The sequence below is a fragment of the Labilibaculum manganireducens genome (assembly GCF_002843385.1).
Classification (GTDB): domain Bacteria; phylum Bacteroidota; class Bacteroidia; order Bacteroidales; family Marinifilaceae; genus Labilibaculum; species Labilibaculum manganireducens.
Genome location: NZ_MVDE01000034.1, coordinates 1 through 14,804 on the forward strand (window position 1 = coordinate 1; position 14,804 = coordinate 14,804).

Sequence of the window (14,804 nt, forward strand, 5' to 3'; positions counted from 1 at the left end):
AACTCTTCATGTCCATATCAACAACTACATTTCTACCCTCTGTAACGTAACTACAAGCTCGCCTCACGGCTTGCTGCACATTACGCTTCGGACGGAAACCGTAACTGTGATCTGAAAATACTTGTTCGTAAATTGGGGTCAGAACCTGAGAGATTGCCTGTTGGATAATCCTGTCTTTTACTGTTGGGATTCCCAACTGACGTACACCTCCATTGGGCTTGGATATTTCTACTGCTTTTACTGCCGAGGGAAGGTATTCGCCCCGAAGTATCTGATTTACTAACTCGTCTCCTTCTTTTGCAAACCAGGCAGCAAATTCTCCCACTGGAACATTATCTATTCCTGCTGCGCCCTTGTTCTTTTTCACCTGTTTGTAGGCTCTGCTCAGATTATGTGCCGAGCATACAATGCCGAGTAATTTTCCTGTAAAGACTCGTCCTTGATTCGTCTCTTTACCTACTTGTTCCGTCAATGTTGGTATCGCTCCGTTTACGTCTTCGCGATTTGCAGATTGACCAATAGCCTCCTGTTTATGTTCTACGAACATATCGCGTTGGTAAGCTATTTGTTGCTGGTACTCCATAGGTAAAAGTCTTGTCCGACTGCTTCTTTAATTAACTGATTCAGACCTTCTCTCTGTAAAAAAAAAACAGAAATACTATGTCCTCTGCTGACTTCTCACAACCTTTAGCTGATTGTCTCCGCTCAGTTTGTTTGATCAAAACAGATTATGAGATCTCTCGGGATAAGATAATATACTTTCGTCTGGTTCTACTTGATTTACTTTAAGTGGTTACGGTTGACTTTCGGGCTTTCCCAATCCATAGCTCGGTTGCCCACACTATTAAGCCTTATATCAAGTTTCTATACGTTAGAACCATGACTTTGCTGATGGCTTTCTTCAGATTTAGGGTCGCCCCTAACACCCTTGCCAATTGCTAGTTCTTCCTGTCAACTGGGCGAACTCAAGAACATTTCATCTTGATAGCATATTACCATACCCGACATACTAAAAAAGCCCTTGAGAAACAAACTCAAGGGCTCAACATACTATATTTTACTGTTTATGCATCAATATTGGCATAAGTTGCATTCTTCTCAATAAATTCTCTTCTTGGAGGAACTTCATCACCCATCAACATAGAAAACACATGATCAGCCTCAGCTGCATTTTCAATTGTTATCTGGCGTAATGTTCTCACTTCCGGATCCATGGTTGTCGACCACAATTGTTCGGCACTCATCTCTCCAAGACCTTTGTAACGCTGAATGTGCAAAGAAGATTCTTTTCCACCACCCCATTCTTCAATTAAGCGCAAACGCTGATCTTCATTCCAACAATACTGTTCATTCTTACCTTTTTTAATCAAATACAATGGAGGTGTTGCAATATACAGGTAACCACTTTCGATTAATGATTTCATGTATCGGAAAAAGAAAGTCATAATAAGAGTCGCAATGTGACTACCATCGACATCCGCATCACACATGATTACAATTTTGTGGTAACGAATTTTTTCCACATTTGCAGCTTTACTATCCTCTTCGGTTCCAATTGTAACCCCTAAGGCAGTAAATATATTCTTGATTTCTTCACTTTCGAAAACCTTGTGCTGCATGGCTTTCTCAACATTCAAAATCTTACCTTTTAACGGAAGAATTGCTTGAAATTTACGATCTCTGCCTTGCTTGGCTGTTCCACCCGCCGAATCTCCCTCGACAAGGAATACTTCACAATTTACAGGATCTTTATCCGAACAGTCGGATAATTTACCAGGCAATCCGGAGCCACCTAAAATTGTTTTTCTCTGAACTAATTCACGGGCTTTTCTGGCGGCGTGACGAGCCGTAGCTGCCATTATCACCTTCTGTACAATGGTTCTGGCATCTTTTGGATGTTCCTCTAAATAATTAGCCAGCATTGTGCTTACGGCCTGATCAACAGCAATACTTACTTCAGAGTTTCCCAATTTTGTTTTGGTTTGTCCTTCGAACTGGGGCTCTGCAACTTTCACAGAAACAACAGCCGTTAAACCTTCACGAAAATCATCACCGCTAATGTCAAATTTCAATTTTGACAACATTCCTGACTTATCAGCAAATGCTTTTAATGTTCTGGTTAATCCACGACGGAAACCTGTTAGATGAGTTCCACCCTCTATTGTATTGATATTATTCACATAAGAGTGAATATTTTCAGAATAAGAAGAATTGTATTGAAGTGCTATTTCAACAGGAACTTCATTCTTGTCTATCGAAACATGAATGGTTTCCTCAATTAACCGCTCTCTTGTGCTGTCAAGATATTCAACAAATTCTTTTAATCCTTCTTTTGAATAAAAGGTTTCGAAACGAGGTTCTCCATTCTCATTTAGATCTCTTTTATCTGTAAGATTCAAACGGATCTCTTTATTCAAAAATGCCAGTTCTCTTAAACGTGCAGCTAAAATATCGTATTTATACTCTGTTACGAGGAAAATTGAATCATCTGGTTTAAAAGTAATATAGGTTCCTGTCAAATCAGATTCACCTATTGTTTCTATCGGCGCCAATGGCACCCCTTTTGAATATTCCTGACGATAAATTTTTCCGTCACGATGGATTTCTGCAGTTAAAAGTATCGACAATGCATTAACACAAGAAACACCAACCCCGTGCAAACCTCCGGATACCTTATAAGAATCCTTATCGAATTTACCACCGGCATGCAAAACAGTCATTACTACTTCAAGTGCCGATTTGTTTTCCTTCACATGCAGGGAAGTAGGAATTCCACGACCATCATCCTTAACGGTAACTGAATTGTCCTCGTTAATAAACACATCGATATTTTTACAATATCCACCCAAGGCCTCATCAATCGAGTTATCTACAACCTCATACACCAAATGGTGCAAACCTTTAATATTTACATCACCAATGTACATAGAAGGGCGTTTACGAACCGCTTCCAATCCTTCTAATACCTGAATACTATCAGCAGAATATTCATTATTCCCGTTTGGTTTCTTTTCTAAATCACTCATTTATCAGATCTTTAGTTGTCAATCAAATAATTTAACCAATAAATCGTATGATTATTGATCAAATCATGATCTTATATTCTAATATTTTTTTTGTACAAAAATTAATTTATTCTCAGGAAAGTTTTTTTCTGACTAAACCGATAAAAACCAGTAGTGAGGAGAAAGACAAAACACACTTACTATCAGCATGTTAATCCATTACCAAAGCCTAAAAATAAAAGTAAAACAAAGATAGTAAAAATGATGAGTTTACCGGCTGTTTTATCTGGAAAAATCGTGCTTTTTAATAGTTTTTGTCAAACTGTTTTTAAAAGTACAAATCAGAAGAGATATGCGTCCGTTTATGTTTACAATTCCATAGAATTACTTCGGCGGGGTCTTTTCATTTTAAACCTGATAATAAAACTATTAATATCAGTCCCCGATTTAGTCCGTCCGTATTCGTGAAGTTCAAATAATGTAGTTACATTTTTAAAATTTTTAGGCATTGCTTTCCACATCTTGTAAAAAACAACCTGAACATTCTCCAAATCGGCATTATCGAGCTTTATTTTAAGAACCTCCCTGTTCTTGGGCATTGCAAAAACACTTACTCCGTGTGAATCCCAATCGATCGATTCTTCGGCCACAAAAGCCAGGTTAAGGGTGTCCCGGGTAATATCAAACAGGTAGGTTACTCCCATATCCTCCATTCCCATCTCCATTAAAATTTCGAGTGGTTTTTGGTCATTATTGACTGAAAGCTTCCACCGCTCTTCTTTTTGAGCACAAAGCTCACTTACACATGAAAAAAGTATAATAACGAACGGAAGTATATATCTTGATTTACGAATCAATTTACAGGACATAATTTTGATAAAGATTTGATAATACTATTAAAAATAGCAAAAAGCGTGCAAAAAACAATTTGCAAACATAAGCAAAAATTAAAAAAGGATGCTCTACAAATAGAACACCCTTCTGTAAAATGCTTTTAATGCGATCTAAAATACGACCTTCACACCCAATAGAAAATTAAGTCTCTGAGAAGGATATCCATCCCACTGATAGTATTTGTCAGCAAATAGGTTATTTACTTTCCCAAAAGCCGTAAAATGCTTATTTAAACGATAATTCGCACCAATACTCAGATCATACACGGCATCTAATGTTTTTACAGTAGATCCCATAGAAACAGGTCTCTCGCCCAATATATTAACTCCCGCCAGAAAGTCAAGATCATTTGTGAATGCATATGTTGCATTTACATTCATTTCAAATTCCGGCTTGTGCCAAGCCTCTGCTTGCTTATCGAGAGTATATTTATTGAACCAAACTGCTGAATTCAATTCCAGTTTATCGGTCCAACCTATACTTACTTCTGCGCCTAAACGAAGCAAACTAATATCATCATAAACCACATCAAATTTATTTGAATAAGTAGTACCGAAATAATCTACATTTGCCGCACCGGCATTTCTTTGCATAAAGAAGTACTGATCATCAACAGAGCTATATTCAGCCGATAATTTAAAAGATGAATTAGAAGACAAACTGCCTTTTACACCACCAAACAATTTGTATTTTTGATTGGAAGGCACCACATTCAAACCTGAGTAAACGTATGGATTCTCAGCAATAATATCATTGTAATTATTCATTTTTAAATCCCCGTTCAATCCTGCAAACAGGGTCATAATACCATCAATTGCTTCAAAATCGACAGCTATATCAGGATACAGTTTTGCTTCTGAATCGTCGCCCATAGCAAGAACAGTATTCAATCCTAATTTCAAATTCAATTGTCCGGTTTTAAGCGAATATTGAGGGTTTAAATTCCAAACGAGAGTATTCCTTTCAAACATAGATCCCAACTCTTGCATACTGGTAATTCCGTCGGTTGCAAAATAATCAAAAGATGATTTCAAACTCCAAAAACCATCACCACGACGAATTTTAGCCTCGGCACTAATCAATACATCATTCTCTGTTACGTAGATATCATCCGTAAAGTGCTCGTATTGCAAACCAACACCAAAATTCAACTTCTCTTCATCTTTAAAGGCAGTAAGAAACTCTGCATTCAATCCAAAACGATTTTGAACCTGCTCAGTATATGGAAATAAATTCACATAATCTGCCACAACATCATCTTCTGCCGGAAATCCGAAAAAATCGTATCCTTTGTGTTCGTAATACACCTTTCCTGAAACCTTTCCTTCATCCAAATACACACTGCCATATACTTCAGCCAATTGTTCTTTCCAATCGGGCTTTGCTTTCCGACCATTTTCCAACTCCAATTTTCCGTTGGTGGAATAATGACGAATATGAATTCCAAAATCGCTTATTTTCGAGCGTTGGTTATTGAAACGATAATCCCCGAACAGGGTTGAATAATTACCCCCTGCAAGAGTTAAGGCATGACTGTTAATTGATTGCAATGGCTCACCAACAATTCGTGCTGCCGGGATTAAAGCAGGAGAAAATCCTACGGCCAAAGGTTTTGTTTGTATAAAGTAGGAAAACGAAGGAGTGAAGGTTGCTGTATCCTGAACCACCGGCAACTCTCCAATTCGCTTTGATTTATTTATTTTTGGCTGATAAGCGGTTTTCACCTTCACTTCTTTATTTAAATCTCTTTCTTCCTGCGCATAAGAAACTGAACAAGCCAAACCGGCTATCGCCACAGTGAATATGATTTTTTTGAACATTTCTTTTTTTTATTAGTGGTTAATTACTTAATATCTAATCTATTTAACATCTTCTCTAACATGATTCTCTCCTCTTCTAATTTAAGAGAATCTGTTTTTACAGAAGACTTTTCAAATAACTTATTGCTTTCGGTACTGTCGGCTCCTTCGAACTGAACCTTTACTTCATTATTGGTTATTTTCTCTTCGGCCTTTTTCTCACTGGCTAAAAGTAGATCCAATTTCGCCTGCGCTCTTTCAATAATCCCATCGTTTTTTACCGCATAATTATCAACAATACTTTGCAGGGTATACCGAGCCTGAAATGGATCATTCTTCTTCATAAACACATCCGACAGCAAAAGAAAACTTTCTGCCAGCCAGTAATGATGAGGAGAATTCATTTCTATGAACCCGTTGATTTCTTTTTCGGCCAAATCGTACTGATTATTCCCAAAATAAACTTTTGCCAACAGATATTTTGACTCTGCCCCTTCAACACTCTGAGTTTCCTTAGCCAATTCCTTAAAATCGTTCGATGCAGAGACTGTGTTCGCCAAATTCAAATAAGATTTGCCTCGTTTGTACTTCGCTTCCCGGATTAGCTCTTCCTTCGATTTGGCTGCCTCGAGTACATCGTTCGCAGCCTGAATGGTATTTTCATACTCCTTTAAACTATACACCGATCGCATGTACCCCACTTTGGCCAATTTCACATTCTCCGGAATCTCGGCCATTTGTTTCAATCTCGAAAATTGCTTTTTGGCCTGAGAGTAATTCTTATTTCTGTAATTCAATTGCGATGAAGCCAGCAAAGCTCTTTCTGTAAACAAGTTGTTCGGACGATTCAGCACCAGTTCGAATCCGGCAAGTGCCTCATCGAACTTTTGCTGATTTAAAGCTGCGTCTGCTTTGTAGAATTGCGCATTTAACTGAAACATTCCATTTGGGAAATTGGATAAATACTCATTCAATGCATTTGTACCTCGCCCGGTATCGCCTGACATGTACAATCGTTCGGCTGAAATATACGAAAGAGAATCTTTCTCTGAACTTCGAATTGCTCCACCTCCTTTAAACGACTCTGCGAACGCAAAATAGTCGTTCACATTATTCATATCAACATAAACATTCTTTAATCCGATAAAGGCACTTTTCTTTTCTTCGCATTGCGGATAATTTAAAACCACCTCTTTGTATGCACTGATAGCTTTTTGGTATTCTTTTGCATTGTAATTCAGCTGTCCTAACTGCAGCAATGATTTAGGTGCATAACTGCTGGTTGGAAATTTGCCTGCTAATTCTTTATAAATAGATACGGCAGTTGCCTGATCGTCCAGCTTCACTTTTGCACTGGCCAATCCGAACAATGCATCATCTAAATATTCCGAATCGGGATAAGAAGTACGTATCTGCTCCAGCAATTGTACCTTTTCGCTTGTGTTGCCCAGTAATCCAACCGAAAGAGCCTGCTGATACAATGCATAATCGGTATCCCATTTGTTGGCAATCGCTGATTTTCTGTAATATTCGGCCGCATTTTTATAATCTCTGTTCAAAAAGAAACAATCGCCAATGCGGTTGCAGGCATCCGAAACAAATGTGCTTTTTTTGTCGGATTGATTGACAAACTTGCGGAACCAATCGGAAGCTTCGTTGTAGTTATCCTGCTCGAAGTAAGCATATGCAATATTGTAATAGGCACGCTCGTAATATTCCGAAGAACCGGAACCCGGCGACAATAAAAACTCGTTATAAAGAGTAGTTGCCTTAGCAAATTCACCCATTCTGTAATAAGCTTCTGCTTTCCAGTAGATGCATTCGGCAGCAATCTGAGAATTATAAATTTTGTATTGCAAAGCGGCATTAAAAGATTCGATTGCCTTGCTGTAATTCAACTGCTTCATCAACTCTAAACCTCGCAGCCAGGAAACTCTTTGGTAAGCTCTTTTAATCTCCGGAGTTTTATTTGCAATTTTATCCATAGAAAGTAAAGCATCTCCATAATTCCTGGTGGTCATGTACACTTTCACCAGGTAATCGTAAGCTTCATCATTACGATCAGAGTCAGGATAGTTCTGCAAATATTCATCGAAAGCCTTTATGGTCTCGTTAAAAGGCGAATAAGAAAGCTCGTAGGTCAGTTTCGCAAAATTAAACAAAGCATCCTGCTGCATGTTTTTATCGAAATCCATTCGGGCAGTAGTTGCAAAAGCAACTTTAGCTCCCTGCTTATCTCCCAATTGCAGAGAACAATCTGCCAGACAGTAATTGGCAACCATCAGCAACTCATCATTTTCGCCGCCAACTCTCTCAAATTGCTCAACTGCTTCAGCATATTTCTTTTGCTTGTAAAGACAATATCCGTAAGCAAACTTGTCCTCACGCGAAAAGCTTTTCTTTCCTTTATCCAGAAATGGAATTGCCTTTTGGTATTCTTTTAACTGGTAATGAGAAAGTCCGATCATCTTCGCAATTTCGTCGCTTCGTGTTACCGAAACATCATCTAAAAATTGCGGAGCATATTCAATTACCTTCGCATATTTCTCCTGCAGGTAATAAATTTGTGTGATGTAGTAAGGAACAATTGGCTGAAAGGTTTTATTCTTAATCAGCTTTTCGAACCCATTCAGCGCGGTTTGATAATTTCCGTTTAAATAGGCAATGTGAGCATAATAGTAATTTGCCGGAGCGTTATATTCCCCCGACACTTCAATAATATCGAAAAAGAATTGTCTGGCCTCTTCATATTTCTTTTCCACAAAATAAGAATAGCCCATTTTAAACTGGTATTCGGTTCGCTGATCGGGATTTAAGGCATAAACATCAACCTTTTTAAACCATTCCAAAGCATCCTTGTATTTCTTGCTTCGATACTGCTGTCTTCCCAACTGAAAATATGCTGCCTGCTTTAAATTACTCTCCGGATGTTTCTGAATAAAAGATTTCATTTCCTCTTCGGCCTCTGGACGAAAAAGTTCGATGGAACACCAGGCCATATAAAAATCAGCTTTGGTGGCTCGATCGGAATAAGCATCCTTCTCCATTTGAATAAAATCGGCGAATTCGTGTCTTGCTCCGCCATAATTTTTGTTTTGGAACATTTCCATGGCCGATTGCCAAACTTGATTGCTGCTTTTAAGAGGCAATGATTTTTGGGCCTGAACTGTAAATCCCAAACATAAAAAAAACAGGAAAGTCAAAATCCACAAACTATATTTATTTCTCATACTTCGTTGCGTGTGTAGGTATAACAAGTTAAAAAAACGTTGAATATCCAAGCCTTTCAGTGGCTGATTTCCGAATCAGATTCAACTCATAAAATCAGGCCTAAAGGTATAAATAATCTGTAAGCTTATCGTATTTCAAACGGTGGAAAGAAAGAAAAATTGCACTCTGTTTTGATAAAGAAAAGAGCAATAAAAAACCTTCTGCCGAAATAATTTTTTAGATTTGTATGTCAGCATACAATTTGAATCCTAAAAAAACGAAATACATGACCGAATCTCCTATCATTGAACTTAAAAATGCAGTTATCCGCCAGGCAGATAATATTATTTTAACAGACGTTAGTTTGGAAATTGAAAAAGGAGAATTTGTTTACATCATAGGAAAAGTGGGCAGTGGCAAAACCAGTTTAATGAAAACTTTATACGCCGATCTGCCAATAAAAGAAGGAGGCGGTTCGGTTGCCGGATTTTATCTTCCTATCATCAAAACAAAACAAGTTCCTTTTTTAAGACGAAAAATTGGTATCGTATTTCAGGATTTTCAATTGCTGACCGATCGGAATGTTCATTCTAATCTGGAATTTGTTTTAAAGGCTACCGGCTGGAAAAACAAAAAAGAGATTGACCATAGAATAGAGGAAGTGCTGAGCAAAGTAAAAATGGATAAGAAAGGATATAAAATGCCGCATGAGCTCTCGGGAGGAGAACAGCAGCGAATCGTTATTGCCCGCGCCTTACTCAACTCTCCGGATATTATTTTAGCCGATGAGCCAACTGGTAATCTTGACCCCGAAACATCGGATGAATTGGCTGAATTGCTTATGGATATCAGTAAAAACGGGCGGACTATTGTGATGGCAACACATCAGCACGATTTGCTGAAGAAATTTCCTGCCCGCACTCTTGAGTGCAAAGACGGAAAAGTGATTGAGATATCAAATCCTAAAACTGATGAAGAAATAGAGATTGAATTGGATTAGCACATCAGAAAACACCCTAAATCCCTAAAGGGGCTTCACTACTTATAAGTACGGAATTTTGCGAGAAACCAGAACATACCATAAGGATTTTGAGAAATTGAAGCTAAAGCACAGTTTGATTTTTCCGCTCGCTTTTGTTTTTTTGATTTGGGCTGTTGAAATATTTAAATGGGGACTTGACCTTGATTTGTATTATCTGGGAATTTTCCCTTTGCACACCAAAGGTTTAATCGGAATTCTCACCAGTCCTTTAATACATAAGGATTTTAGTCATTTAATGGCCAACACAATTCCCTTTTTTGTTTTAAGTTGGGGTATCTTCTATTTCTATCGTCCGCTTTCGTACCAGATATTCATACTGTGTTATCTTACAACAAACATTCTGGTTTGGCTGGGCGCACGCGAAGCCTATCATATTGGTGCCAGCGGATTGGTTTACGCTTTTGCATCTTTCCTGTTTTTTAGCGGAATTATCCGCAATCACTATCGTTTAATTGCTATCTCTTTTATTGTGGCTTTTCTGTATGGCAGCTTATTTTGGGGCGTGTTCCCAATTTTAACTGATGTTTCGTGGGAAGGTCATTTGTTTGGTGGTTTCTCTGGAATGATTTACGCCTTGGCTTATCGAAATAAAGGACCGAAAAAACCAACAATTATTATTCCCGAAGATGATGATTCGATTCCTGAGGAAATCTGGAATTCGGAGGATTTTGAAGATAAGGAAGTGTTGAGGAAATGAGCAGTTAGCAGTTAGCAGTTAGCAGTTAGCAGTTAGCAGTTAGCAGTTAGCAGTTAGCAGTTAGCGAAAAATAAGGAAAAAGATTGAAGGGGAAAGGTTAAATAAATTAAACTTTTCGAAATTGAGACAATCAATACCTTTCATTTATAGAAAAACATTTCAACAAAAAAATAAGTGAAGAGTTCCTAAATATCTCCTTTCTTTACTACTAAAGACCTCACCCTATTCCTCTCCTTTAATGACTACTCTTTATACAAATATTTGCTTTCTCAGGCAATAGTTTGATTATAAACCTAAGCACCCCTCTGTTCTTCGAACATCTCCCCTTAAAATGGGAGAATCGTTCACAAACAGAATCTTCCCTTCTTGAGGCTACCATAACGCAGTGAAGATTGTGAACGCAATTTGGAATAATATTGTGAACAAAGTGCCGATCCCGACACGTCGGGAAAAGGGTGTTAATTCCTGATATTATCATTTTTATACTTCTTGTTGGTTGAAAAAAATCAAGAGCAACAAGATGTGTATAAAGAGTAACTTTAAGGAGATGAGAACATGGCTTCGAAAACCTCCGTAATATTCTCAGAAATTGAATAAAAAAAACGTTTACAGGTCTTCGACTCTGGCAGGTTTTTAATTGTATTTTTCTTACTATAAAAACAAATGGCATCCTCACTTGTTGTGCGAACGCCATAAATTTTATATTCTACGGATTATTATTATTTCTTGTAGTACTTCATTGCCTCCGGCAAGTAAGCCTGAAGATCTTTAACACGGGTTGCATCGGCGGGATGAGTAGATAGAAATTCCGGTGGTTTTTGGCCACCGCTCTCTCCCATTCGCTTCCAAAAATCGATTGCTTCTGCAGGATTGTATCCGGCCATAGCCATAAAAATCAGACCCATTTTATCAGCTTCGGTTTCGTGAGAACGCGAGAAGGGAAGCATTACCCCAACATTAGCACCAACACCAAAGGCAGTCATCCAAATTTGTTGTGTTTCGGCAGGTTTTTCGTTTAGGGCCATTGACAATCCCGTACCTAAAGCCTGAATTCCCATTTGCTGACTCATACGCTCGTTACCATGGCGTGCAATGGCATGTGCTATTTCGTGTCCCATAACAACAGCCATACCGGTTTCGGTTTGTGTGTAAGGTAAAATTCCTGTGTAGAAAACCACTTTACCACCTGGCATACACCATGCGTTAGGAGTTTCATCATCAACCAGATTGAACTCCCAAACAAAATTTGCAATGCGGTCGCTCATGCCGTTATCATTCATGAATTTTTCCACTGCGGCCGAAATTCGGGCACCGCAGGCTTTTACCATTGCCGATTGCTCTTTGTTATCGGAAAGTTTACTTTCCTTTAAAAAGGCATCGTATTGAGTTAAACTGGTAGCAATCATTTCTGTTTCGGGAAACAGATTCATTTGTTTTCTTCCGGTAATGGGCACAGTTGCACATGCAATTGCAAACAACAAAAAGCCCGAAAGCAAGATGGTACGCCTGTTTTTCTTCATCATTATCTTATTTTGATTTTAATAATTGGTTCTTCAAAAATTTATTTCTAAATAAACTCAACGCTTACAGTTCTTCGACGCTGTCAGGTTTCAATAAAATTAATTCGTGCGATGGTTCATGTCCATTATTCTATTCTCAGGGTGCTGCCCTGAGCTGAAATAGTAAATCCCTTCAGGCTTACAAAATAATCACTCTACACTATTTACTGTTTACTGATCACTGTTTCCCGTTCTCTGCCTCCAGTTGTTTCAGCAGATCACCGACCTTCGTAACAGGCAGTTTGCAGGTATTATTTTTACAAAGATAGAAAGTTGTTTGCCCATTTACATATCTATTTTGCAGCAAAGGCAAACTGCTTTCGGTTTTGCTCCCTGAAATCAAGACATTGGGTAAAAATAATTCTTCAATTTTCCGTTTCTGAACTATGGCATCTTCTCCTGCAACAACAATTTCGATGAGTGGATTTGCCAACCAAAAATACAACTGTCCCCAATTGGAATGATAGGATAGTGACTTTTCGAGACGTGGTTTTACGTTGGCAAGCATCTGTGCAGAACGCTCAACATATCGGCTGTTTCCCAAATAACTTCCTACTAAAAACAAGCTTTTTGCAATGGATGAATTGGATGATGGAATTACATTATCGATCAATTCCATTTTACGGGCAATTAAATTCGGATCCTCGTCGGATGTGTAAAAAAACATGCCCGACTGCTCATCGGAAAAATGAAGGATAACATGCCCGAGCAAATCGTTGGCTTTCAGCAGCCATTTCTCGTTAAAAGTTGCCTGATAAAGTGCAGTAAAAGCCTCGATAGTGAAACTGTAATCGTCTAAAAATCCGTTTATTTTCGAATTCCCGTCTTTGTAATTACGATGCAAATGCGCTTTTCCTTTCCAAAGGTATTTTTGAATGAACTCAGCATTTTTAATGGCTCTGTTCAAATATTTTTCATCACCCAAAGCCTTGTAAGCATCTACGTATCCTTTTAGCATGAGTGCATTCCAGCTGGTTAACGATTTATCGTCCAAACCAGGGCGGATCCTGTCCTTTCTTCTCTCCAAAAGAGCTCTTCTCCCCTTCTCCAAAACTTCGTCCAGTTTCTTTACGGATATTTCATACTTATCGGCCAATGCTTTTTTATCAGTCTGTATCATCAGTATGTTTCCTTCCTCCCAATTGGCCCGGTCGGTAATGCCGTAATACTCACAAAACAGCTCGGATTGACTGCCCAAAAGCTGATCGACCTCCGATTTTTCCCACACATAAAATTTCCCTTCCACTCCTTCGCTGTCGGCATCGAGCGAGGAATAAAAACCACCTTCGGGCAAACTTAATTCCCTATCGGTAAACTCCAAAGTTTGCTGAATTACCTGTTTGTATTCGGGAATTTTAGTGAGCTGATAGGCTTCGGCATACAAACTAACCAACTGCCCGTTGTCGTAAAGCATTTTTTCGAAGTGCGGCACTTTCCAAATGGCATCGACCGAATATCGGGCAAAACCTCCGCCCACCTGATCGTAAATACCGCCCATGGCCATTTTATCGAGCGTAAGCGTTACATGATTAAGCGCCGGCTGATTTTTTGTGAAATAGTAATAGCGCAATAAAAACTGAAGTGAATTGGGCAATGGGAATTTTGGCGCCCAATTGTTTCCCCCTTCGCGGGAATCGAATTCGGATTCCCATTGGCGAAAGGCTTTTTCTAAATCTGCGGCAGCGAACCGGGATACTTCTGCTTTTACTGCAATTATTTCGTTTTCACGGATTCCACCCGCCAACTGACCGGCCACCTTCTTTACTTTATCCTGTTCATTGATCCATGCATTATGAATTCCTTTCAGCACATTCATCCAATTATCGGCAGGAAAGTAAGTGCCTCCAAAAAACGGTTTCCCATCGGGCATAGCAAAACAGTTCAAAGGCCAGCCACCGCTGCCGGTCATCATTTGCACGGCATCCATATATATCTGATCGATATCGGGCCGCTCCTCGCGATCGACTTTTATGCAAACAAAAAATTCGTTCATCAGCTTGGCAACCTCCTCGCTCTCGAAACTCTCGCGCTCCATTACATGACACCAATGACAGGCGGCATAACCAATGCTCACCAAAATTGGTTTGTTCTCGTTTTTGGCTTTGGTCAAAGCCTCTGCGCCCCACGGGTACCAATTAACAGGGTTGTGTGCATGCTGCAGTAAATAAGGACTATTCTCCTTAATTAAATGATTTGTATGTGTGTGATTCATTGTTTGATCGTGATTTTGAGAATTAGCCGGACTTACTTTTACAAGCACAAGCGATATAAGCAGCACTACCCGTATCCATTTAATCCTCATCGTTTCCCTTGTTTTTAAAGTAAACTAAAGATATAAAATTATTTTTAATCATTTTAAATAAGAATGCAACAAACGGGTTGCTGCAAACAAATAAAATCATATCAATATCAATAGTGATAAAGCATGAAAAATTGAGTTTTGACACAATGTACTAAGTACAAAGCCTGAAAACTTCAGTTTTGACATAATGTACTGAGTACAAAGCCTGAAAACTTCAGTTTTGACACAATGTACTTAGTACAAAGCCTAAGAACTTTAGTTTTGACGCAATGTATTGAGTACAAAACTTGAAAACT

General features: G+C 38.7%; 9 protein-coding genes. 2 read left to right on the plus strand and 7 right to left on the minus strand.

From position 1 onward, the window contains the following. From BZG01_RS17150 to BZG01_RS17170, 5 genes are all read right to left on the minus strand, one after another. On the minus strand, window positions 1–547 hold a 547-nt coding region (locus BZG01_RS17150; RefSeq protein ID WP_245870408.1), incomplete at its 3' end, for a reverse transcriptase domain-containing protein. 517 nt (window positions 548–1,064) lie between these two features. Beyond that, on the minus strand, window positions 1,065–3,026 hold the full coding sequence (gene gyrB, locus BZG01_RS17155; protein WP_101311073.1) for a DNA topoisomerase (ATP-hydrolyzing) subunit B: 1,962 nt from the start codon (window positions 3,024–3,026) through the stop codon (window positions 1,065–1,067). A 347-nt stretch (window positions 3,027–3,373) separates the two neighbouring features. Continuing rightward, entirely contained in the window at window positions 3,374–3,874 is a 501-nt protein-coding gene (locus tag BZG01_RS17160; RefSeq protein WP_101311074.1) for a hypothetical protein, read from the minus strand. A 135-nt stretch (window positions 3,875–4,009) separates the two neighbouring features. Beyond that, window positions 4,010–5,719, minus strand: a complete 1,710-nt coding sequence (locus BZG01_RS17165) for a TonB-dependent receptor (RefSeq protein ID WP_101311075.1) — start codon at window positions 5,717–5,719, stop codon at window positions 4,010–4,012. A gap of 23 nt (window positions 5,720–5,742) precedes the next feature. Continuing rightward, window positions 5,743–8,928, minus strand: a complete 3,186-nt coding sequence (locus BZG01_RS17170; RefSeq protein ID WP_101311076.1) for a tetratricopeptide repeat protein — start codon at window positions 8,926–8,928, stop codon at window positions 5,743–5,745. 266 nt (window positions 8,929–9,194) lie between these two features. Here BZG01_RS17170 and BZG01_RS17175 point away from each other — a divergent pair, with 266 nt between their 5' ends. After that, window positions 9,195–9,908: a cell division ATP-binding protein FtsE gene (locus BZG01_RS17175; protein ID WP_101311104.1), complete on the plus strand. Its 714-nt coding sequence runs from the start codon at window positions 9,195–9,197 to the stop codon at window positions 9,906–9,908. 58 nt (window positions 9,909–9,966) lie between these two features. Next, on the plus strand, window positions 9,967–10,647 hold the full coding sequence (locus BZG01_RS17180; protein WP_180327371.1) for a rhomboid family intramembrane serine protease: 681 nt from the start codon (window positions 9,967–9,969) through the stop codon (window positions 10,645–10,647). A gap of 719 nt (window positions 10,648–11,366) precedes the next feature. On the opposite strand, the gene BZG01_RS17185 is transcribed toward BZG01_RS17180, so the two are convergent. Continuing rightward, on the minus strand, window positions 11,367–12,167 hold the full coding sequence (locus BZG01_RS17185; RefSeq protein ID WP_101311105.1) for a M48 family metallopeptidase: 801 nt from the start codon (window positions 12,165–12,167) through the stop codon (window positions 11,367–11,369). Window positions 12,168–12,384: 217 nt separating this feature from the next. Then, window positions 12,385–14,508 (minus strand): thioredoxin domain-containing protein, encoded by a 2,124-nt coding sequence (locus tag BZG01_RS17190; RefSeq protein ID WP_101311078.1) that lies wholly within the window; start codon window positions 14,506–14,508, stop codon window positions 12,385–12,387. Window positions 14,509–14,804: the final 296 nt, after the last annotated feature.